20 protein-coding genes are annotated in these 22,912 nt (G+C 53.3%); 11 read left to right on the top strand and 9 right to left on the bottom strand.

Translation table 11 applies throughout. The features are described 5' to 3' along the window. The first annotated feature begins 25 nt into the window (after positions 1-25). Positions 26-886: a cyanophycinase gene (locus C7T94_RS14815; RefSeq protein ID WP_162618721.1), complete on the top strand. Its 861-nt coding sequence runs from the start codon at positions 26-28 to the stop codon at positions 884-886. 35 nt (positions 887-921) lie between these two features. Here the strand turns inward: C7T94_RS14815 and C7T94_RS14820 are convergent, their stop codons facing one another. Beyond that, on the bottom strand, positions 922-2,652 hold the full coding sequence (locus tag C7T94_RS14820) for an ATP-binding protein (protein WP_162618722.1): 1,731 nt from the start codon (positions 2,650-2,652) through the stop codon (positions 922-924). Positions 2,653-2,909: 257 nt separating this feature from the next. After that, positions 2,910-3,638 carry a hypothetical protein gene (locus tag C7T94_RS14825; RefSeq protein WP_107216198.1) on the bottom strand — a complete coding sequence of 243 codons (729 nt, stop codon included), beginning with the start codon at positions 3,636-3,638 and terminating at the stop codon, positions 2,910-2,912. A gap of 163 nt (positions 3,639-3,801) precedes the next feature. Between C7T94_RS14825 and C7T94_RS14830 the strand changes: the two genes are divergently transcribed. Continuing rightward, positions 3,802-4,500 (top strand): uracil-DNA glycosylase family protein, encoded by a 699-nt coding sequence (locus C7T94_RS14830; RefSeq protein ID WP_107216199.1) that lies wholly within the window; start codon positions 3,802-3,804, stop codon positions 4,498-4,500. A gap of 4 nt (positions 4,501-4,504) precedes the next feature. Here the strand turns inward: C7T94_RS14830 and C7T94_RS14835 are convergent, their stop codons facing one another. Continuing rightward, a complete protein-coding gene (locus C7T94_RS14835) occupies positions 4,505-5,425 on the bottom strand; it encodes a glycerophosphodiester phosphodiesterase family protein (RefSeq protein WP_107216200.1) in 921 nt (306 codons plus the stop codon). Between the two features lie 150 nt (positions 5,426-5,575). On the opposite strand from C7T94_RS14835, the gene C7T94_RS14840 reads away from it, so the two are divergent. Both C7T94_RS14840 and C7T94_RS14845 read left to right on the top strand, forming a co-directional pair. Then, entirely contained in the window at positions 5,576-6,154 is a 579-nt protein-coding gene (locus C7T94_RS14840) for a cysteine hydrolase family protein (RefSeq protein ID WP_107216201.1), read from the top strand. Between the two features lie 18 nt (positions 6,155-6,172). Beyond that, positions 6,173-6,550, top strand: coding sequence for a DUF1801 domain-containing protein (locus tag C7T94_RS14845; RefSeq protein WP_239495035.1), 378 nt, complete (start codon positions 6,173-6,175; stop codon positions 6,548-6,550). On the opposite strand, the gene C7T94_RS14850 is transcribed toward C7T94_RS14845, so the two are convergent. Next, positions 6,507-7,643: a PepSY-associated TM helix domain-containing protein gene (locus tag C7T94_RS14850; RefSeq protein WP_239495036.1), complete on the bottom strand. Its 1,137-nt coding sequence runs from the start codon at positions 7,641-7,643 to the stop codon at positions 6,507-6,509. The genes C7T94_RS14845 and C7T94_RS14850 overlap by 44 nt on opposite strands. 14 nt (positions 7,644-7,657) lie before the next feature. Next, positions 7,658-10,000 (bottom strand): TonB-dependent receptor, encoded by a 2,343-nt coding sequence (locus C7T94_RS14855; RefSeq protein ID WP_107216204.1) that lies wholly within the window; start codon positions 9,998-10,000, stop codon positions 7,658-7,660. Positions 10,001-10,126: 126 nt separating this feature from the next. On the opposite strand from C7T94_RS14855, the gene C7T94_RS14860 reads away from it, so the two are divergent. Then, positions 10,127-11,080: a bifunctional helix-turn-helix transcriptional regulator/GNAT family N-acetyltransferase gene (locus C7T94_RS14860; RefSeq protein ID WP_107216205.1), complete on the top strand. Its 954-nt coding sequence runs from the start codon at positions 10,127-10,129 to the stop codon at positions 11,078-11,080. A gap of 155 nt (positions 11,081-11,235) precedes the next feature. On the opposite strand, the gene C7T94_RS14865 is transcribed toward C7T94_RS14860, so the two are convergent. Continuing rightward, a complete protein-coding gene (locus tag C7T94_RS14865; protein WP_162618723.1) occupies positions 11,236-12,459 on the bottom strand; it encodes an MFS transporter in 1,224 nt (407 codons plus the stop codon). A 142-nt stretch (positions 12,460-12,601) separates the two neighbouring features. Between C7T94_RS14865 and C7T94_RS14870 the strand changes: the two genes are divergently transcribed. Next, the gene (locus C7T94_RS14870; protein WP_107216750.1) at positions 12,602-13,195 is read left to right on the top strand and encodes a Crp/Fnr family transcriptional regulator; all 594 of its coding nucleotides are present in this window, start codon (positions 12,602-12,604) and stop codon (positions 13,193-13,195) included. A 62-nt stretch (positions 13,196-13,257) separates the two neighbouring features. Next, complete coding sequence (locus C7T94_RS14875) at positions 13,258-13,713, top strand: DoxX family protein (protein ID WP_107216207.1); 456 nt, start codon at positions 13,258-13,260, stop codon at positions 13,711-13,713. Positions 13,714-13,746: 33 nt separating this feature from the next. Here the strand turns inward: C7T94_RS14875 and C7T94_RS14880 are convergent, their stop codons facing one another. After that, positions 13,747-14,748, bottom strand: a complete 1,002-nt coding sequence (locus C7T94_RS14880) for an EamA family transporter (RefSeq protein WP_107216752.1) — start codon at positions 14,746-14,748, stop codon at positions 13,747-13,749. A gap of 81 nt (positions 14,749-14,829) precedes the next feature. On the opposite strand from C7T94_RS14880, the gene pdxR reads away from it, so the two are divergent. After that, positions 14,830-16,332, top strand: a complete 1,503-nt coding sequence (gene pdxR / locus C7T94_RS14885) for a MocR-like pyridoxine biosynthesis transcription factor PdxR (RefSeq protein ID WP_107216208.1) — start codon at positions 14,830-14,832, stop codon at positions 16,330-16,332. 1 nt (position 16,333) lies between these two features. Here the strand turns inward: pdxR and C7T94_RS14890 are convergent, their stop codons facing one another. Continuing rightward, on the bottom strand, positions 16,334-17,242 hold the full coding sequence (locus C7T94_RS14890; RefSeq protein WP_107216209.1) for an SMP-30/gluconolactonase/LRE family protein: 909 nt from the start codon (positions 17,240-17,242) through the stop codon (positions 16,334-16,336). Positions 17,243-17,317: 75 nt separating this feature from the next. On the opposite strand from C7T94_RS14890, the gene C7T94_RS14895 reads away from it, so the two are divergent. Continuing rightward, the gene (locus C7T94_RS14895; protein ID WP_107216210.1) at positions 17,318-17,746 is read left to right on the top strand and encodes an ATPase; all 429 of its coding nucleotides are present in this window, start codon (positions 17,318-17,320) and stop codon (positions 17,744-17,746) included. 198 nt (positions 17,747-17,944) lie between these two features. Here the strand turns inward: C7T94_RS14895 and C7T94_RS14900 are convergent, their stop codons facing one another. Next, on the bottom strand, positions 17,945-20,380 hold the full coding sequence (locus C7T94_RS14900; protein WP_107216211.1) for a glutaminase family protein: 2,436 nt from the start codon (positions 20,378-20,380) through the stop codon (positions 17,945-17,947). 260 nt (positions 20,381-20,640) lie between these two features. Between C7T94_RS14900 and C7T94_RS14910 the strand changes: the two genes are divergently transcribed. Together C7T94_RS14910 and gndA are read left to right on the top strand one after the other, a co-directional pair. Further along, positions 20,641-21,399, top strand: coding sequence for an ROK family protein (locus C7T94_RS14910; protein ID WP_107216213.1), 759 nt, complete (start codon positions 20,641-20,643; stop codon positions 21,397-21,399). 98 nt (positions 21,400-21,497) lie between these two features. Further along, positions 21,498-22,910, top strand: a complete 1,413-nt coding sequence (gene gndA / locus C7T94_RS14915) for an NADP-dependent phosphogluconate dehydrogenase (protein ID WP_107216214.1) — start codon at positions 21,498-21,500, stop codon at positions 22,908-22,910. Positions 22,911-22,912: the final 2 nt, after the last annotated feature.

Consider the following 22,912-nt stretch of genomic DNA (forward strand, 5'->3'; position numbering starts at 1 on the left):
TGCCTGCCACTCAAATCATCTAACCATGAAAAAAGAAAACAGCTGTCCGACCCCCAATGGTACCCTGCTGATCGTTGGCGGGCATGAAGACAAAACCGGCATACCTGAAACAAAAGTTCAGAAAGCCAACTACCATCCGCTCGAGGTGCTGCGTACGTTTATTGAACTTACCGGAAAAAAGCAGCCGGCCATCGAGCTCATTACAACGGCCAGTTCAGCAGGCGAGGAAACATTTGCTGACTATGAAGCGGCATTCCGGGAACTTGCCTTACCGGTGCCCGGCCACATACACCACGACAAACGCACCGACGTTCGCGATCCGGACCTGTCAGCGCGCCTGAAAAACGCAGACGGCGTGTTTTTTACCGGAGGCGACCAACTGAAGCTCACCTCGCTCTACGGGGGGACGGAGTTGCTTTATATTTTGAAACAGCGTTACATCGGTGACGGACTTGTACTTGCCGGCACCAGTGCCGGCGCTATGGCCATGTCAACGCCCATGATTTTTGCGGGAAATAAAGAAAGCCAGCAGCTAACCGGCGAAGTAAAAGTAACGACAGGCCTGGAATTCCTGAAAGATGTCTGCATCGATACCCATTTTGTAGACCGCGGGCGGTTTGTCAGGATGGCGCAGGTCATCGCCACTAACCCAACCTGCATCGGCCTGGGGATTGAAGAAGATACGGCCGTAACGATCAAAAACGGAAACGAACTTGAAGTAATTGGCAGCGGAACGGTCATCATCATTGATGGGTTCCAGATTTCAGATTCAAACATACTTGAATACGGTACGGGCAAGACCATTTCCATCCAGGACCTCAACGTCAAACTGCTGGCCAAAGGCGATCGTTACCGGATTCCCAGGATGAACCCGCCGCACCTCTAACCGGACTGCCGTTGCCTGCCGCGAATGGCAGCCTGTCAGACCACCTTGCTGGCCAGACGCGTACGCAGTTCTTCCAGTTGAAAGGGTTTGTGCAGGTAGTCGTCCATTCCGCATTCGATCACCCGGCGCTGGATCTGGTCAGAAACCGAAGCCGTCAGGGCTATGATGTAGGTCGAGGCTTTTTTCGGGTCTTCGAGCTGCCTGATCCGTTTAGTGGCCTCCATACCATCGAGCACCGGCATGTGCATGTCCATCAGGATCAGGTCAAAATCTTTCTTTTCCATCAGCGCAAGCACCTCTTCGCCGTTTTCGGCAATATCTGCGCTGATGTTCCAACGCCTGAAAAGCTGCTGCATGAAGAAAATATTCATCATGTTATCTTCTGCCAGCAGGATGCGCAGACGGCTCAGGTCCAGTTCTTCAGTTACAGCTGCCGCTGCCTGCGTTTCAGAAATGATCGGTTCAGTTTCTTCGAGGCGCAGGTCAAAATGGAACTGCGTTCCTTTGCCGGGACGGCTTTCCAGGTGAATTTCGCTGCCAAACATCTCGACCAGCTGGCGCACAATGGCCAGCCCCAGCCCTGTTCCGCCAAACTTTCTGGTTGTACTGACCGAAGCCTGCTGAAAAGGCTCAAAAATGTGTTTCTGCTGGCTCTCCGAAATTCCTATGCCTGTATCGCGAACAGCAAACCTGATCGTATACCCGCCATCAGTGGCATCCAGCACGGCTGCACTCATTTCGACCTCCCCCGCCTCGGTAAATTTAATGGCATTGCCCACCAGGTTGTACATGATCTGGTTCAGACGTGCCGGGTCGCCGCTAAAATATTTACCGCTCAGGCGGGGATCAATTGAAACCTTGAAAGCAAGCGCCTTTTCGTCGGCTTTAAACTTCATGCCTTGCCCGATGTTGTGGATGAGCCTGGAGAGGCTAAACGGGGTTGATTCCAGTTCCAGTTTTCCCGATTCAAGTTTATTGATATCCAGGATGTCGTTGATCAGCGTCAGCAGCCCTTCTGCAGAATACTTCAGCACATCGAGCTGTTCTTTCTGTTTGGCATTCGCATTGTCAGCAATGAGCAACCCTGCAATACCGATCACGGAGTTCAGCGGCGTACGCAGTTCGTGCGACATGGTAGAGAGGAAATTGCTTTTTGTCTCCGCTACTTCGGCAAGCCGCTTGCTGAGCGAAGCGCTTTGCTCAAGGTTGTCAAACAACACCCGGTGAAAATACCAGTGCGACAGCAGGATAACCAGGAAATTTATAGCAACATACAGATCAGACAGCATGCCCGGCAAGGGTTGCAGGCCAGTCCAGCGGAAACCAATATAATGGACGAGCACAACGCCGGCCGCGGCAATGACCGTATAGACGGCGCCCCAGACCCGGCCCAGGCCATAAAAGGCTGAGATAACGACCATGAATATACATTGCACCGTTACAACGTCGCTACCGGTATAGACGTTGAAGGCACGGTAATAAATATGCAGGATCGTACCAATAACGGCATAGTGAATGCCCCAGTAGGCCAGCCTCGGAAACCTGCGCAAGAGCAAAATCAGTAATGCCGAGGTCACCATCAGGCGGATGGAACGTACACTCCCTTTTCCGGCATGGTTGTATACCGCGTCGTACAAATAAATTCCGCCCTTGATGATGTTGGCGCCAAGCATCAGGTAAAAGAGCCTGAGCTGAGCTTCCAGGAGCGAGGTGCCCCCGCCCGGCCCGGCCCCTGACGAAAGTAATTTCGAAAATCTGCCTGTCATAGTGGTTTGCTCGTGTGCTGCCCGCAGCGGTTGCCGCAGCGACCGCAAAGCTAAGAAATTCTGCATGACGCGATTGCATGCCGGTGCCCGCTGGCACTAAAATGACATCAGGAAGGTTTTTTGCGGTTGGTAACCTGGACGCTCCCATCCGTTCATCTCCGAACGGCATGCGGCAGCTGCATTGCGCCAGTTAGCCGGCCTGTGCACCATGCCATTCAAAATGTCCGGAAGGTAGGGAACCCTCCGGACATTTTTACTCAGTGCCTGTTATAATGATCTACCGCATCTTCCAGGTGCCTTCCCGCCGATGCTCCGGTAGTATACCCGCCAACGGCAAGACCGCTGCCGATGCCAAGCAGCAGCAGACTCGCCCCAAACTGCGGGCGCCTTCCGGCAGAAAGGTTGGTGTTTGCTCCCGTAACAAGGAAAGCTGCAAGGCCCCCCAGGATTGCGGCGCCCGCCGCACCGTACATAATGGTTGAGGTTCTCCTTTTTTGCCTGTAGCGCTCCAGTATAGCCAGGCTTTGCGGATTATCTGCCAGATCCCCGGACAGGTTGGCGTAGCTAACACGTTTCAGGTCTTCAAATCCCTTGTTGTAATACATTCGCGTATCGACCATTTCGGGCACAGGCCGGCGGCGGCCATAATACCCGCTGCCCACATCGCCCAGGTAAGGTTGCTGCTGGTAAAGGTTGAGCCGGCCTTCCAAAATGCGTTCAGAAAAGGAAGAAACGTTTGCAAGGTTCAACCGGCGTGTGTTGGCGAAAAAACCTTCATCACTGCTGAAGAACTTAACCTGCGAAGCGGGTACCCGCCGCGAGTCGGCACGGAAATAAAATGAATTCAAGGCATCGGCCCGCAGCCTGATGCGTTCTGCCTGTACCAGCGAGTCTGAATACAGGTAAAGGTAATTCCCTGAGGGCTGCTGCTGCGCCCGTGCGCCAAGGCCATAGCAGGCCAGGGCGATGATGAATAAATTTTTCATATCGGTTACATGTGTGTGTGTAATCAATACTACTTAAAAAGAAAGAAAATAACCAGACTGTAATCAATTCGGTACGAAGGGCGATAAAACGGCTGGGCAGCGACAGAAACGAAGAAATAACAGTTGCCCCCGAGGCGGCTTTCCTAAATGTTTACTTTTGTGTATGACCTTTGCCGAACAAGTGATCCGTTACAACCGCAACCTGGAATACACCGGTCTGCCGCTACCGCCGGGCATCCGGGTCATGAATCCTTTTAGAGAGAATGCCCTGGCACTTGAACTTTCTGAAGCGTTTTACCGGAAGTATTACAGCGACGACCGGCCGCGGCAGCTGATATTGGGCATTAACCCAGGCCGGTTCGGCGCCGGTCTCACCGGAGTACCCTTCACGGATCCGAAACGCATGGAAAGTGTCTGCGGACTTCCTTTCCCTGGAAAGCCGGCCCATGAACCTTCGTCGGTCTTCATCTATGAGGTTATTGCCGCTTACGGCGGACCTGAAAAATTTTACGGCGATTTTTTGATCAACTCTTTGTCGCCCCTGGGGTTTGTCGCCGTAGACAACGCTGGGAAAGAAAAAAACTACAATTATTACGACAGCGCGGCTTTATTGGCGGCCACCGGCGGCTATATCGTTGATAACATCAGGACACTGAAAAACCTGAACATAACCAGAGACCGCTGTTTTTGCCTCGGCACCGGCCAAAACGAGAAATTTCTGCGCAAACTGAACGAGCAACATCAGTTTTTTCCGCACATCACCGCGCTGGAACACCCGCGGTTTATCATGCAATACAAACAAAAAGACCTCGGGAGTTATGTCGACAAATACCTCGCTGCATTGCGCGGGGCAACAGCCTGACCTGCTAGGGGGTGCTGCGGCGTATACCCTTTTTCCGGTCGGCCTGGTGTTTGAGCGCCCGGTCAGGGTAATCGGTTATAATGCCATCAACTCCCATCAGCAGCATTTTCTCCATTAAAGGTACGTCATTTACCACCCCGGTAATGACCCGCGTGCCATCCCGGTGCGCAGCTGCAACGAAATCCGGGCTTACGGTCGCGCTTGAGATACTGACGTAAGCGGGTTTAAAACCAAGGAAAGCCAGGTTCGCGGCATAATCTTCTTCACCCTTCCTAATCAGGTAAGCGACCTCCTGCCGGGGATAAGTATGGTGCAATACCTGCAGGATCCGGGCATCGTAAGACTGGATGGTGACCCGCTTCTGTAAACCGCGCCGCACAATCTGCGCCATAACAAGCCTGACAAATGTTTCCGGTTCTGGCTGGCTGATGCCATCTGCACCTGGAGTTGTTTTAATCTCTATGCTGTAGCGAACCGGTCTACGCCGGTTTACGCGGCAATACCGCTCCACGCTGTCCAGCAGATCGCCCAGCAGCGGCCGGTAAACCGGCGTCTTTTTCTGATCCGGAAAGTCGGCATGGGGCTTCATTCCGCCGTCGTACTTCCTGATGCTGTCATAGCGCATCTGGTACAACAAGAGTTTCCTGGATTCTGCTTTACTGATCGCTGACCCGTCAGGCTTCAGCATAAAAGCAGCAGCCATGAAAGGGTCATGAGAAACCACCACCGCTTGGTCCTGTGAAATGACACAGTCAAACTCGAGCGTCGGTGTGCCCAGATCAATGGCATGGTACATGGCTGGAATGGAATTTTCGGGCATCAGCCCCCTGCAGCCCCGGTGGCCCTGAATATCCATTTTATACTGGGCCTGAACCCATAAAGCCTGGAACAGCAGGAGTGTAAGCGCAGCCGGTTTCGTTTTCATGTCGCGTCATGTATGCCCGTAAAACTAAATAAATAAAATGAAAGCATTTTAAATCTTCCGCATCAAAAATTGGCACTGCAAAATTCGCTATAATGGCTCTTTCGGGAAGATCCACTTGCGGCTATTTTTGAATCATCCAATCCCAACAACATGAAAATCACACCACACACAGCCTTGCTGATGATTGATATCCAGGAGGCTTTCAAAGACATCGCCTATTGGGGTGGCAGCCGCAACAACCCGGGTGCAGAGTCACAGATAGCGGCGCTTCTGCAGGCATGGCGCCAGGCTTCACTGCCCCTTTTCCATATCAGGCATTGTTCTGTAAGCCCCGGATCGCCCCTGCAGGACGGCCTTCCAGGTAATGCGTTTATGGAGGTTGCCCGGCCGCTTCCCGGCGAAACGGTCATCAGCAAAAGTGCAAACAGCGCTTTTATCGGGACCGACCTGTTAACGCAACTGCAGGCGGCCGGCATCGAAGCGGTTGTTGTAGCCGGATTCACGACAGATCATTGCGTATCCACGACCGCGCGCATGGCTGCCAACCTGGGTTTTCAGACCACCGTGCTGGACGATGCTACCGTCGCCTTTGCCAAAACCGGCCATGATGGGAAGGCGTTTTCAGCAGAAACCATCCACGATGTGTCGCTGGCCAGCCTGAACGGCGAGTTTGCCGAGATTACCGACACAGCGACTCTTCTGACCCAGCTTAGCGCCGAGCAGGTTTAGTTTGAAATTCGGAGGCTTTTGACGACCTTCGGAAAGATGGAAGATGAGCTGAGCCCCCTCGATGCCTATTTCGCCGCGCGGCCTGAACCGGAACGGTCCTGTCTTCATTTCCTGCGCAGGCTGATCCTGCAACTGGATCCGGCGATGACCGAAGCGTGGAAATACCGCATGCCGTTTTATTACCTGCACGGAAAAATGTTCTGTTACCTCAGGCACCACCGGCAGTACCGGCAGCCGTATATCGGCATCATGGAAGGCCGCAGACTCAGCCACCCACTGCTGCTTGCCGAAGGGCGCGCCCGGGTGCGGATCCTGCTGGTAGATCCACACCAGGACCTGGACGCTGGAACGATCAGCTCAATTCTGCTGGAAGCGCGGCGCTTTTACCCAAACTAAGACGCAATTTGCGATGCCTGCGTGTGCGCGGCTTCCTTTTCCGGCCTTTTTTCCACCAGATGATAAAGCCGGTTACCGGCAAACTGGCCGCGGTCAGGCTTGCGAGACAGGCCAGAATCTTTCCGGGCAGGCCGAACAGCTGCCCCGTGTGCAGGTCATAGTTCAGTGCTTCGGCCTTGTCAGCACGGCTAAACGAAGGATACAGTTTATAGCGCTTTAGTGTACCGTTCTCTGCGTTGAAGAAAAAAGTGTGTTGTTTCCGGTACCACTTGTAGGGGAAAAGCAGCCGGAGCCGCAGTTCGCCGTTCTTACGAACTGAAAACGAGGCCTGGCCTGCACCAGGGTAGCGTAACGACGCCCATTCATACATTTGCCGGTACATTGCCGGCTCGTTCCCAGAAAAGCGAACGGGTGTCGCAGGAACTATGCCCTCGCTAATCCGGGATCCCGTGAAGAAGGCAACCGCCGATTTGACTTCTTTAAAAGCAAAGAACAACCCCGAACAGGCTGTAATCAGCAGTACGAACGAGGCGTAAAAGCCAAGCACATTATGCAGATCGTAATTGAGGCGTTTGAACGAAGCTTTTCGTTTAATCGTAAGCGATTGCCTGAGCAGCCGCAGCTGCCCCGGGAACCAAAGAATAAGCCCGGTGGCCAGCATGAGCACGAAGATCACTACAGACCACTTGATGATCGCTTTGCCTGTCTCACCAAGGAGCAGCGAAATATGAATAGACTGAACAACCGCCAGCCAGTCCTGCCCACCCCTGTGTACCACCAGGCCCGTGTACGGATCGAGGAAAAGGACCCGCTGGTCTTTTGTAACCATGGCCACCGTGGCACCGGGCTGTTGTTCGGTAACCCGCACCTGCATGATCTTGCTGCCCTGTGCGGCAAGCCGTGCCGAATCCAGCAGCCGGTCAAGCGTCAGCCGGGGCTGTGCACGCGCCGGTACGCTGAGGTAGTCGGCCTGCGACCATTGCCGCAGTTCAGCTTCGAAAACATACAGGCAGCCTGTCAGCCCGATAATAATGACGATCAGTCCGGTGGCCAGTCCCAGCCAGAGGTGCAGTTTGCCTGCTAATTTTTTCAAACCGCGCAACATGATCAGTACGTAAAGCCAACAGAAAGGTTAAAACGACGGCCATTGCCGCGGGCATAAATGCCGTCGCTGCCATAAAACTGCGAAATGGCAGGATAATAAACATGATTAAAGAGGTTTTCAACGCCCAGGTTAAGGCTAATGGCTTTACCGGCCCGGTAACCGGCAGAAAAGTTGAACAAGTGGTAGGCGCGAACCGGCCCTTCGCCGATCAGGTACTTCCCGGCAGCGTTCGGTGCAAAGCGGTCACGGTTGCCAATGCGTGTCCAGTTTAACTGCAGCGAAAGATCAGATACGGCCGAAACGCTCAGGTAAGCCGTTGCTTTCGAAGGTGGAATGCGGGTTGTGTTCAGGTATACGTCTTTCTCCCCGTCAAAATTGCCATCATTGTCTACATCACCTTTGCCTTCTACTTGCGCATAATTTCCGCCAATATTGACGCCCTTAAGAACTTCAATATCGGCCTGCAGTTCGTAACCCCATACATGTTCAGGGATGCGCTGGGAAATGTAAACACCGTTTACTTCGAGCAGGTTGGCGCCAAGCCGGGATGTACTGTAGTAATACGCCGCACTGAAATTGAGCGGTCCCACCTGGCTGCTGAACCCGCCTTCGTAGTTGTTCACGATAATGGGTTTGGTTTCCAGCTGTTCAAGGGTATTCGCTTTCGCAGCCCGCAGTACCCGGCCCAGTTCGAAAACTGAAAAAGACTGGGCATAACTCACAAACGGATTAAAATACCTCGATGCGGAATAACGTGCACCTGCATTAAAAACAAAAGCATTGTAGTTCAGTGTTCCGCCCCTCACGGCAATACTTCCCTGCCCGTTGGGCCCGGTCGCAAGCGTATTGAAGTCGTCTACAGCTATATTGATGTTCTCTGCCCGCAGCCCGGCCTTGATGGTCAGGTCGCTGAACAGGTTAGTAGAGGTCTGCAGGTAAGGCGCAAAATTGACCATATTCATGTCAGGCACCCAAAGCCGGCCGTCGACCAGGCTTTGCGAGGTGCGGTCATTCATCAGGTCTATCCCGTAATTAAGTTGTGCTGAAACCGCGTCTGAGAAAACCAATGGCGTGTTCAGGCTGGCCCGGGCGCCTTTTTTAGCCGACTTGATGGCCGACTGTCCGCCGCCGTAAAAAGAGGCCACCTGAGAGTAGATCGTGTAAAAATCCTGGAAGTATACATTTGCCGCCAGGTCAGTTTTACCAAAGATGCGCTGATTGGTATATTGCAGGTTTGCATTGTGGTTGTACCGCGTTCCTTCTTCAGCGCCGCCACGGGTACCCCGAATGCCTATGGCGGGGCGCTGCCCATACACGCCGTTTTTCAGAACATAGTCAGACTGCTGGCGTGAACTGAAATAATTGTACATCAGCTCCAGTCGCTGTTTAGCCGACAGCGTATAGCCGATTTTTGTAAAACCGTTGTAAGACCTGGTTTCTCCAAGCCCGTAGTCGGGCGAGATTACAAGGCCTTCGGCATCGCGGTAAACGCCTGTTTTTTCAAAGGCACCACTGACCATGTAGTCGATCCGGCCTGCTTTACCAAAGAGCTGCTGCACGGCGCGGTAGCCGACCGTGCTGTCTCCACGCGTATTCCCGGTCAGGCCAAGCTGTGAATAACCACCCAGTTTGCGGCTGGTATCGCCTCGTTTGGTCAGGTAGTTGATCAGGCCGCCTTCAGCACCGTTGCCGTAAATGGCGGTAGCTCCTTTGATGACTTCTATCCTCCCGATAACTGCAGGATCAATGCTGCGGATATCCCGGCCACCCGCACGCAGCGGTGTTGATTGCGGGATCCCGTCTATCAGGACCAGGACATTGCGGCCCCGAAGCGTTTGCCCTGAATTACCGGTCTGATTGGTCGATGTACCCAGTCCCGGAACACTGAAGGCCAGGATGTTTGCCAGGTTCGGACTGATCGCCGACTGGGTCCGGATGTCTTTTTCGCTCACAACGGTAACCGATGAGGGCGTCTGGGAAAGCGATTCTGCGCGACGGCTGGCCGAAACAACGACATCTGACAGGTCTGCGGCCAGGTCCTGCAATCTGACAGCCAGGCTGGCTTCGCCGGCAGCATGAACCTGCACGGACAACTCAACAGGCCTGTAGCCGGTGCTTGAAATCCGCACGGTATACCGGCCTGCCGGTACACCGGCCAGGCGAAATGCTCCCGTTGCATCGGCCGAGGTGCGAAGATCAAGCTTACGGATTACCACGTTAGCCCCAGGCAAGGGACGGTCCAGCGTATCGGTTACTTTGCCTGTAACCAGACCTGAGGTCTGCGCTGCAGCTGTTGCTGAAAAAAACAGGACGAATGCGGTTAAATACAGGAGTTGTTTGTACATGAAGGTTGTTTGAGTTGCCGCAAATATATACTCTTATTTAGACTTAGTAAAAATAATATTTATTCCAGGCAGCGCGTTTCAATTTTCACCTAACCTGATTATATTTATGTAACCAATTACGTAATTATGAACAAATTATTCGAACAATTGGGCAGGATTGCGCTCGGCAGCCGCCTGCGTATGCTTACCGAGACCATTACGCGCGACTCGGCGAGGATATACGCACAATATGGTATTGACCTCCATCCAAAATGGTTTCCGGTTTTTTATGTCTTGAGCCAGCAGGATTCGCTTACCATCACAGCAGCTGCAAGAGCTATCGGGCACTCCCACCCTTCTGTAAGCAAAATAGTCCGCGAAATGAAGGCCGCCGGCCTGGCTGAAGAAATGCCGGATCCGCGCGACGGGCGCCGCACGCGGATTCGGCTTACGGAACAAGGGCGGCAGATCGCCGAACGGATCAGTGATCAGTACCTGGATGTGGAACAGGCGATCGGGCAATTGAGCGCACAGACCAATAACGACCTGTGGGCCGCCCTCGGCGAGTGGGAATACCTGCTGGAGCAAAAAAGCCTGTTGCAGCGGGTTACAGAAGCAAGGAAAATGCGGGAGAGCGGCAAGGTGACGATCATTGACTATACACCTGCGCACCGGGAGGTTTTCCGGGAGCTGAATGAAGCCTGGATCTCTGCCTATTTCAAAATCGAGGAAGCAGACCGGCGTGCGTTGGGCGATCCCGAAGGCTATATTTTAAAAAAAGGCGGTCACATTCTGGTGGCCTGTTACAACGGCGATCCCATCGGGGTTTGCGCCCTTATTCGCATGGACGATCCTGACTACCAGTTCGAGCTGGCTAAAATGGCTGTTTCGCCAGAGGCCCGGGGTAAAAACATTGGCTTTCTGCTCGGTCAGGCCATTAAAGCAAAGGCCCGGGAACTTGGCGCCCATAAGTTGTACCTGGAAAGCAACACCCGCCTGAAGCCTGCGATCGGGCTGTATCAAAAACTCGGTTTCCGGAAGATCAGCGGCCGCAGCACACCATATGAACGCTGCGATATCCAGATGGATTGCGCGCTCTGAGGGCTGGCCGGCCTGGCACGAGCATGTGTAGCGTGCTTTCATTATGCCTGGCCGCCCAGGCTATTTTCGCGAAATTTATCTCATGAACAGCATCCTTAACGCAGGCGTTTTGACCCGCAAGTTTCAATGCCCACGGCGAATGTTACCAAGCAGAATTAGGCTGCAGAAGCACCAGTGTCATCCCGGCGAAACCGCAGGTGATACAGCACATAATAGGCTACAGCAGCAAACGTGCAAAGGGCACAGAGGATCCACCAGAGGGCCGGGAAGCCATAGCGGCCTATGACCAGGCCGCCAGCGGAAGGCCCGATGATCTGCGCAGTTGCCCAACCCATGGCGAAGATACCTGCATAACTGCCCCGGTTCTGTGCTGTGGTTCGCGCCACCCAAAAGGTTGTCATAAACGGCAGGGCCAGTATTTCGCCAAAAGTGATCAGGGACACAACCAAGATGGCACTCGATTTTCCCGCCGGGAAAACATTGATGCACAGGAAACCCAGCGCAGAAAGCAAAATACCTGCTGTTGTAAATACGAGCGGATGCCGTGAGTTCTCAAGGCGCTGAACCAGTACCATCTCGATAAAGACAATGATCAGCCCGTTCAGCGCAAGTAAAAAGCCAATGAACCGCTCATCAAAACCCCATTCAAGCTTGTAAAAAACTGGCTGGATAACCATGAACTGGACAAAACTGGAGGCATAACATAACATGACCAGGATAAAAATCAGAAACAGGCCATCTCGGTATGCGCTTTTACCAGATGCCTTTCCTGATACAGTCTGCGGAGCGGCAGATTTACGGCGGGGCATAAGTTTTAGCAGCAGCAGGGCGGCGAAAACGTTGGTACAGCCGTCTACCCAGAAAATAAGGCTGTAATCAATCGAGGCCAGCAGGCCGCCGATGCCCCCGCCTACCGACCAGCCAAGGTTGACGGCCAGGCGGTTCAGGGAAAAGGCGCGCGTGGTCGAGCCGGCATCGCTATAGGCCGCTACAGCAGCCGTATTGGCCGGCCTCACAGCTTCATTACAAATACTCAGAATCAGGATGCCTGCAGCCATGACCTCAAAGGATCGCAAAAAACTAACTGCCACAAAAAGTGCCCCGCCAAGCAGCATAGAGCCCACCTGTACATCGTAAAAACCGATCCAGTCGGTCAGTTTGCCACCAAGAAAACTTCCGATAATCGCGCCTGCGCCGAAAATCCCCAACAGGATGCCCGCCTGGGTTACAGTAAAATCGAGCTCGCGAATGCAGTAGATCGATAAAAAAGGCACCACCATGGTTCCGCAGCGATTAATGAGCATCACGGCACTCAGCAGCCAGCTGTCTCTTGACAGGCCAGTATAAGCACGTTTGTATAAGCTCAATATTGTTTTCATGGTTTTCAGGTTGAGGAGCGGGCCGCAAATTACGTGCTCTCTGCGCAAGAGACTTGTAAAAAACCGACATGAATGAGGCTGTATCCTGCATGGCGTAAGCTGCCCGATTGCCGGCAGGCTGTTTCTTTCGTAGCTTAGCATCATGATCCCAGAACCCGCCTTCAACCTGCTCGCTGAACACGTTTCCCGGCATGTGCGACTAACACCCACAGAGACAATCATTTTCCGCGCGTTGCTGGTACCGCATCGGATTCCGAGAAAAGGTTTTCTGCTGCGCCCTGGCGAGATCAGCCGTGCCGAAAGTTTTGTTACCAAAGGCTGCCTGCGTGCTTATACCATTGACGAAAACGGGTTCGAGCACATCTTGCTGTTTGCCAGTGAGGGTTGGTGGGTCAGTGACCTGCACAGTTTCCTGACCCAGCGCCAGGCGACCTGTTATATCGAAGCGTTGGAAGACACCGAGGTTCTGCAAATCGGCAAAACGCAGCTGGAAATGCTTTACCAGCAGGTGCCGAAATTTGAGCGGTTCTTCAGAATGCTGCTGCAGAACGCATATGTAGCGCAGCAACAGCGCATTGCTGACGGCCTGGCCCATACCGCAGCGCAGCGCTACCAGCGCTTTCTGGCACATTACCCGCAGCTTGAGCAAAGACTTTCCCAGAAGCATATTGCGGCATATCTGGGCATAACGCCGGTTTTTCTGAGCATACTTAAACGGAAATTGCTGGCGCGTTGATTTCTTAAACTACATTAACTGCGCGTCTTTCGGGCAACACGTTCTTTGTTCAAAAAAAGAATATGAACAAACTGCTGTTTGCTACCGGCCGCGACGCCGGTGCTGTCATTGCCAGGCTAACCCTTGGGCTGATTATTTTTCCGCATGGTGCGCAAAAGGTATTCGGCTGGTTTAACGGGCCGGGATTTGAAAAAGAAATGCATTTTTTCACAACCCAGCTGCACCTGCCCTGGCTTGTGGGGCTCATGGTCATCATTACCGAGTTTGCCGGATCGCTTTGCCTGCTGGCCGGACTGGCCGCGCGCTGCTGGGCCCTGGCTACCATTGCGCTCTTTACGGGCATTATCCTGCTTGAGCACCTGCAATTTGGTTTTTTTATGAACTGGTTCGGCAACCAGAAAGGTGAAGGTTTCGAGTATCACCTGCTGGTTATCGGACTTGCGCTGATCGTGTTGCTGAAGGGCGCTGGGAGCCTTTCTGCAGACCGGCTGATCATGCCGGCCGCAGGCCGAAAGTAAGCAGATGCACACGCCATATGCTCATGTCTGGAATTATTCTACGCAGGTGGTTGTCCTGCTGCGCCTGCGCATCCAGTTGAAGGGACTGCGTCCCGGCGAACCCTGTAAGGAACGTTTCAGGTACTTGTCCAGGTTGATCAGCAACACGCTGAACAGGATAACAACCAGGCCGGCGATGTGCCAGAATCCAATGTGCTCCCCGGCGAAAAAGACACCAAGCAACACCGCGATAACGGGATTTACGTACGAATGGGTACCCACCTGTGTGGCCGACCTGACTTTCAGCAACCATACGTAAGAACTGAAGGCAGCGATCGAGCCGAACAGGATCAGGTAAAGGATAGCCAGCCAGGACCGGAGCGGCACAGCCTGTGCATCAAAAGCAGCAAATTCGTTGTTCAGGGCCGACATGGGAAGAAAGGCCAGGCCCGCAATGATCATTTGCCAGGCCGTATTGACGCTTACCGGCGAATTGCTTGTTTTGCCTTTCGACCAGAGCGATCCGGCAGCCCAGGCAACCGGGGCCAGGGCAAGGAGGATGATGCCTTGAAAATAACCAGCTGTTACGTGAGCGGTTTGTTGCCCAAGTTCCTGGCCGAACAAAAGCAACACGCCCGCGAATCCGGTAATGAGCCCGAGCAGCGTGGCCGGATTGCGCAGGTTGACGCGCCAGTTGGCCTTGTCAAGCACCACCAGCCAAACCGGGTTGGCAGACACCATGATGGCAACCATGGCGCTTGGCAGCACCTGCTCTACCCAGATCACGATGCCATTTGCAATGAACAGCATCAGGATGCCACCAACTCCGGAATTAATCACATCCCGGAAATTCCAGATCGGCTGTTTTCTGAGGGCACACCAGCCGAGCAGCAGCAAACCTGCCAGAATGTACCTGACCGCTCCCATCAGCATGGGCGGAAACCCTTCTACGGCCATCCGTATAAAAAAGTAAGTGGAACCCCACACTACGTAGACAATAGCAAACGCAATCACTATGTATAAGGTGGCTGCTTTCGGTTTAAGATTCGGTGTCATCGTTTTTTTAATTCGGTCCCCAAAATTACGGCTGGTTTGGGCTATCTTTATAGTCCAGACTTTATAAACCCAATAGTCCAGATGTCCCTGCTTTTTCAAACCGTTCAAATCGACAAAAACCTGAGCGTTCCTGTTTATCTGCAGATCGCGAATACGATCATCTGCCGCATCCGTTCAGGGAGTCTTAAGCCGGGTGCAGCCTTGCCGGCCAGCCGCCAACTGGCCGCCGGGCTTGGCGTGCACCGCAAGACCGCCATTGCTGCATACGATGAGCTGTATGCGCAGGGTTGGGTGAACGTAGTGGCCCGTAAGGGCATTTTTGTGGCGCATGAATTGCCCGAAATCAGTCCGCAGCCCATGCCGAACGGCAGCATTGTGCCATCATACCCGGCGCACAGCCATTTTGAACTTGATCAGGGGCTTTTTCCGAACGGAATGTCAAGTCTGGCCAAGGCTGATCAGCACCTGAACTTTAACGATGGCTTTCCCGACACGCGCCTCGCACCGGTCGAACTGCTGATCAGGGAGTACCGCCGGTTTGCAGGTTATCAGTTTACCCCAAAATACCTGATGTACGGACCGGTATGCGGCTCGGAAAACCTCCGCACTGAACTGGCGCATTTCCTGGCAAAAACACGTGGTCTGAATGTGCGGCCGCAGCACATTATCATTACCAAGGGCGCGCAGATGGCGCTTTACCTGCTCTCGCAGGTGCTTTTTAAGCCAAATGATGTTATCATCGTGGCCGATCCCGGTTTTGATGGGGCGAACGAGGTGTTCAGGCATGCCGGCGCGCGCGTGCTGTGCGTACCGGTCGATGAGCAGGGCATGGACCTCGACGCGGTAGAGGCACTGTGCCGGCAGCAACCAGTCAGGGCAATTTATGTCATCCCACACCACCACATGCCTACAACGGTTAGCCTGAGTCCGGAAAGGCGCATGCGCTTGCTGGAACTGGCCAGGAAACACCGCTTCGCAATCTTTGAAGACGATTACGATTATGATTTCCATTACAGCAGCAGTCCGATCCTCCCCCTTGCCAGCGCTGATTTTTCGGGCAGCGTGGTGTACATCGGTTCATTTTGCAAAACGATCGCTCCCGGCATCAGGATCGGTTTTGTCGTCGCACCGCCCGACCTTATCAACCAAATGGCTATTCTGCGCAAAATGATAGACCGGCAGGGCGAACAGCTGCTCGAAGAAGCGATTGCGAACATGCTGAAAAACGGCGACATTGGGCGGCACCTGAAAAAAATGAATAAAATTTACCACGAGCGCCGCGACCTGCTTTGCAGGCTGCTGGAAACCGAAATGGCAGGAAAAATTCGATTCCGGGTGCCTGACGGGGGCCTCGCCATATGGGTCGAATACCTGAACGGCGTGAGCCCGGCCAGGGTTACCGCAAAAGCGCTAGAAATGGGCCTGCACGTAGGCAGTGGCGAGGGGTACTTTGCCGACCACAGCCAGCAACCCTTTGTCAGGCTGGGTTTCGCCTCCATGAACGAGCAGGAACTGCGTGAGGCTGTCAGCATTCTTGGCAGGGCATTCGACCGTGCCGCGATCGAACTGCCCGGCCGGCCATGAGTTACTCGGCTGCCTTCACCCGCATCTTCAGCGTATAAACGGCTTGTTTGGCGGTAATGAAAAGTAAGTCCTTGTCCTTGCCTCCGAAACAGAGATTTGCCGTCCAGTCTTCGGGCACGTCGATGTGCCGCAGCAGGGTTCCCGATTTGTCGTAAATGGTAACGCCTTTCCCGCTCAGGTACAGGTTTCCGCGGTTGTCGAGCGTCATGCCATCGCAGCCTTTTGCTGCAAACAGCCTGCGGTTGCGCAGCGCGCCGGGTGCGGCAATGTCGTAGCAGTATGTCTTGCCACCCCCGAGATCTGTTACGTACAGCATTTTGCCATCAGGTGTACCGATCAGGCCATTGAGCTTGGTGAAAGCCGTATCAACAAGCCTGGCTTGCCTGGAACCCCGCGCCAGGAAATACAGGCCCTGGTGTTTCAGTTCGGGAGCCTGACGGGTCCAGTAGTCGCGCTGGTAATAAGGATCGGTGAACCAGATTCCACCCTGCGGGTCGACCCAGACATCATTGGGCCCATTGAACCGGCGCCCTTCATCATTGTTCAGCAGCACGGTGACGCGTTTATCGGGCGCAATGGACCAAAGTTCGTTATTTTCATCGGCACAGGCGATCAGGTTCCCCTTGCGGTCAAAAAAAAGGCCGTTGGCACGACCGGCTTTGTCCATGAACAAGGATAAGGTACTGTCGAGCCCGTATTTCCAGATCGTGTTGTTGGGCTGATCTGTAAAAAAGATCTCGCCTTTCCGGTTCATGGCGGGGCCTTCCGTGAAAGCAAATTTCCGGCTAACCAGTTTCAGACTTTCGCCGGGCCTGACGGGGTCATTGCTGTGCTGCTGCCTGGAAAAAGCGGTGGTGCTGCACGACAATGCCAGACAGGCCACAAAAAAGGGGACTATATTCTTCTTCATTTCAATTATGACAAACCGCAGATGGGAACATTTTGTTCCGGTCTCAGAATGTAAATTACGCATTCATGTTTAAGTATGGAAACAACGAACCCTGTTGGTCAAACCAAATCGGTTGGCTTTAACTATGGCATCCGCAAGACGTTTGACCTAACGGTTATTGCGCTGTGGGACTTTATTTTTTCGCCTGAAGGTATTGATTGCTGGCTTGGTAAACACACCGGGGCCCTGCGTTCTGCCGAAAATTTTTCCTCAGATCAGGGCCGGGAACTGAAAGTGCGGGTGTGGAAAGATTACTCGCACGTAAGAATGGATTACAAGGAACAAAACTGGGAAAATAAGGGGCTGCTCCAGATCCGTGTCATGCCGGGAAAATATGAGGACCGTTCTACCCTGAGTTTCCACCTGGAGAAACTGACAGATGCGCAGCAACGCGAAGCCGTCAAAGCCCGTTTCACCAAAGCCATGGAAACGCTGACGCGGGCTTTAGAAAAAGTCGCCCGGTAAAGCGGCACTGCTTTTTATGGGTTGGGGCAGCGCCGGGTCTGACTCATTTTGGTTGCCCCAACATGATGAGGCGCCGGACCAACATATTATAGAGCAAAGCCATTACAAAAGCGGGCTATGAAGATCCATAGCCCGCTTTGCCAGATTGCCGGACTATTCCGGACAATTTAAGTTTACATCTTAAAGTATTTCACAGGCTTATTTCTGCCACTTTTCTTCCAGCATTTTAATGAAATAGCCACCAACAACACTGCGCGCCTGGAAACCAACCTGTTTACCGTCGGTGGTTTCATGCCAGTCGCTCAGCGGCACACGGCTTGGTGTTTCAACCGCAAACTTGTAAACCGGCTTGACCAGTTTCAGAAAATCACTGCGGTCTGCCGCCAGTCCGGCAGTCCAGATGATCCAGTCAGACTTGGTATAGGTTTTACGGCTGTCTAGCGGGAGGCCGAATTCGTTCTGTTTGCCAAGGTAATAACGGATCTCCTTTTGATACACCTCGCGTGGAAAGAGGTCTAGTTTCAGCAGCTTATCCCATACCAGATTGTATTTTTGGCTCCAGGTTCCTTTTTTATCGAAGGTAAGCGCGTAATGGTCGCCGTCGTCGGCCATGGCCATCCATTTTTGCGCATACGATTTGGCCATTGCGGTATATTTGTCAGCCGTCTCCTTCTCGCCGAGTTGTCCGGCCATCCAGCCGTAGGCGCCCAGGGCAACAATGGCCTTTACAGAAAGGTTTGCGTTGCGCGCCAGGTGGCCGGCAAAGTCGTCGGTACACAGCTGGTTCGCGGGGTCAAGGCCTTCCCTGCTCAGGTAGTCAGCCCAAATGCCGAGTGTCTTCCAGTGTTTGCGGGCATAGTCTGCATTGCCTTCTGCACGGGCAATTGCTGCTGTCAAAATGAGCATGTTCCCCGATTCTTCTACCGGCATATCTTCACCGTAGGTTTGGCCGTTTGCCAGCGGATAAGTCCCCAGGTCATGCGCCGCAAAAGGTTTTTTCCACCGGCCGCTTTCGCTGTAGGCGAAGATCCCGTTCAGCAGGCCTTTGGCCAGCTCCGGGTTATAAAGCAGGAACATCGGCGCTGAGGGATAGGTCACGTCTACCGTGTAAATTGAACCGTTGCTAAAATTCTCTTTTGACATGAACAGCAATTCCCCTTCCGGACTGTTGACCAGTTTATGTGCTGATATGGCCTGTCGATAGGCCAGCACACACAAGCCGGCATATTCGCGGCCACCGGCAGCATTCGCCTGCTTGAACAGGTTGTCGTCAAAAGCGGCACAACGGCTCTTCAACGCGCTGTAGGCTTTAGCCGCTGCGCCGAGTTCTTCTTCAAAACGTTTGTCGCCGCGGGTATTCCAGTATGCCCGGAGGCGTTTGCCGAAGTATTCCACAGCCTCGATGTCGTCATAACCCAGCATGAGCATGTTGCCCCTGGCTGTGGCTCCTACCGCCCCGAGGTCCCAGGTGGTATTGAGGGCAAGGCTTTTTCCGGATGTAAGGTCGGCCGCAGTGCTGTTAAAAGCAGCAAGCGCATTACCGGCAAGGCTAACCGATTGCCGTGCTTTGGCGCCCTGCGGCAAGGCGACATACAGGTAACCCCAGTCTATGCGCAGGTCATCGCCTTTTTTGGCCAGAACGGGCTGCTCCCGGGTCCCGGCTTTCAGGAACGATACGCCGGCTGCATTGCCCCTGCTTACCTGGACCGGTTGCGACGCAAGGTTTACGGCCAGATCTGTCGAGGTGCTGAGAAGCACCTGTACCTGGTGTGTCTTGCCGTCGTTGGCACGCACCTGGTAATTGACATAAGAAATGGGACGGGACACCAGGTTAAGGTCTTCAAGCAACAGCGGCGACAGGAAATCAAGATCCAGATCAATTCCGCCACAGCGAAAAGCATAAGTGGTTTTGGTGGCCGATACATTGACCCCACGCTGCTCAGCCAGCGCCACCGGCGCTCCGGGAGCTGGTGCCTCGGTTACCAGGCCTGCATCCAGCTTGCGCCCACCCGCTGTATTGGCTACATGAATGGCCAGGGTATTGTTACCGGGCCTGGCCGTGCCTTCGGGTACCGGAATGTAGATGTACTTGTTGTTGGTCCAGCCTTCTTTCCGAAAAATTTCCCGGCCGTTCAGGTACACTTCTACGTTATCGTCATGATCGAGCTTTACAAATAATTTTCTGGTTTGTGCCGCAGTAAGCTGGAAATCACGCTTCAGCCAAAGGTTTGCAGAGCGCCAGGCGGTTTTAGACGCGCGGTCATCTCCGAAGGGAGCGCGGGCACTTTTCCAGCCCGAAGCCGGGCTGCTTTGCCAGTTTGCGGCAGGCTGCGACTCGGTGTAACTGAACACGGCCTCTCCTTCCTCAGAAGAGGGCAACACGGGAACATACTGTTTCTGCTCTGCGCCCAGGAAACGGTACACTTTTCCGTCTACTTTGACAAAGCCGAGTAATGATTGTGCCGAACCGGTCCAGTGAACCGTGGTCGATTCGTTCAGCTTATCGGTATTCGACCACACGCTGAAATAGGTATCGTGTGTAATGAGCGGATAGGCCGGCGCGCGCCGTTCCTGTGCGCATAAGCTGGTGGCAAGCAAAAGCATGCCAAGGGTCTGATTGAGTTTGAGGTGCATCAGGTTAATTAATAGGTTGCTAAATGGTTTTATTATTTTATCAGGTTTGAGGTTCGGTGGAACACTGAAGGGGCCGCACGATCTGCTCAAGGTTCAACACAAGTATATCAAAAATTTGCCAATGCCGAAAGCTTGCCGGCAATTTGCGCTGTTCCAGTGCAGTTACTGCCCAGTAAAAAACAACAGGGGCGCTAATGTGGAAAAAGGCTTTCCTGTTACGATTTTAATTGTGATAAATTAGCGGAACATATCAACAGCCCATGAACACCCAGCACCCAGAAGCGCAAAACATCCTGACCATCGATATTGGTGGAACCAGCCTGAAAGCGACCATCCTGAACCTGGCCGGAGAACCGGTCTCTGAATACGTAAAAACGCCTACTCCCAAAGAGGCTACGCCAAAAGATGTGATCAAGGGCATCAGGGAGCTGACGAAAGAACTTGGATCGGGGTTTGGCCGCATTTCGATGGGTTTTCCGGGTTATGTAAAAAAAGGCCGGGTACAGACCGCTCCTAACCTGGGCAAAGACAGCTGGAAAGACTATCCGCTGGCACAGGAAGTTGCAGATCTTTTCGGCAAACCGGTCAGGCTCATCAACGATGCAGACCAGCAGGGCCTGGGATTGGTAAGTGGCCAGGGCTTCGAGATCGTGTTTACCCTTGGAACCGGCTTTGGCACCGCGCTGGTATACGACGGGGAGTTGCTGCCTCACCTGGAATTGTCACACATGCCGGTTAGCAAGACCGAAGATTACGATGATTACCTTGGCAAAAAGACCATGCAGGAGATCGGCAAGGAACGCTGGAACAAGCGCGTAAAACGGGTCATTGGTGTTTACCAGACAGTGTTTAACTATGACACCCTGTACATAGGCGGCGGGAACGCAAAACACCTGGACTTTGAACTGGATCAAAATATCCGCATTGTTTCAAACCGCGACGGCATTAAAGGAGGCGCCCGCCTGTGGTCTGCAAGCGAAAAATATGATGTGTTCACAAATTATCCGGCAGAAAAATAAAGTCAGCGGCGAGAAATATTGTCCATTCTCTGCCTGTATTTCCTAGCATTATTGATCGGTAAAGTCTATTTTTGGCGCGAAACTAATACCGCGTAATAATGAGTACCACCAATTCACAATACCGGCTCGGCATGATCGGGCTGGGAACCATGGGACGCAACCTGTTGCTGAACATGGCCGACAAAGGTTTTGCAGTAACCGGTTACGACAAGGACCCAAAAATGCTGGCAAAACTCGAAGAAGAGGGGAAAGAGCATCAATTGAAAGGCTTTGCCGATCTGGAATCGTTTGTCGGCTCGCTGAGAACGCCACGCACGCTCGTGCTGCTGGTGCCGGCCGGGCAGATCGTAGACAATGTGATCCAGGAACTGAAACCCTTGCTTTCTGAAGGTGACATCATCATAGACAGCGGAAACTCTTATTTCACTGACACCACCCGGCGCGTCGAGGAACTGGCTAAAGACGGTCTTCATTTCTTCGGAATGGGCATATCGGGCGGAGAAGAAGGTGCACGTTTCGGTCCCAGCATGATGCCAGGCGGCGATAAAAAAGCGTACGCCGAAGTTCGCGAAATTCTTGAAGCCGTTGCGGCCAAGGTGGGCAACGATGCCTGCGTGACCTACATCGGGCCTGGCGCATCCGGGCATTTTGTCAAGATGACCCACAATGGCATCGAGTATGCCATCATGCAGCTCCTTGCCGAAACCTACCAGGTTCTGAAACACGGATTTGGTTACGACAACAAACAGATCAACGAAACTTTTGCCAACTGGAACAAAGGACCGCTGCAATCTTTCCTGGTCGAGATCACGGCTGAAATTTTCCTGTTTAAAGACGACAAGACCGGCAATGACCTGGTCGATATGATCAAGGATGAAGCCCGTTCGAAAGGAACTGGCAAATGGACCTCTGAAATAGCCATGGACCTTCAGCTGCCTGTACCGATCATCAATGAGGCGGTTTCGAACCGGGACCTTTCCAAATACAAGTCCTTGCGCAGCACGCTGGCCGAACGTTACCCGGAGCACAGCAGCAGCAAGTCTTCCATCAGCCCGGAACAGCTGGAGCAGGCATTTTATTTTGCGGTTGCCACCGCTTACGCGCAGGGCATGCACTTGCTTTGGCAGGCCTCCAGGCAATATGAATATGAATTGGATCTGGCAGAAATTGCAAAAATCTGGCGTGGTGGCTGCATCATCCGGGCTGCATTTCTTGAAGATATTTACCAGGCCTACCAGCGCGACGGCGGCCTGGAACATTTGTTCCTCGATCCGCAGATTGCCGGCAAGATCTCGGCCGCATCACCCGCGCTGCGCCAGCTCATCGCAGATGCCGCCATGTCAGGCATGGCATTGCCGGCATACAGTTCGGCGCTTACCTATTTCGATACCATCCGCACCGCAAGAATGCCCTCAAACCTGATCCAGGCCCAGCGCGATTTCTTCGGCGCACATACATTTGAACGCATAGACAGTGAAGGCACCTTCCACGCCAACTGGAACAACTTATAGCG

This window comes from Pedobacter yulinensis, from assembly GCF_003029735.1.
In the GTDB taxonomy this organism is placed as follows: domain Bacteria; phylum Bacteroidota; class Bacteroidia; order Sphingobacteriales; family Sphingobacteriaceae; genus Pedobacter; species Pedobacter yulinensis.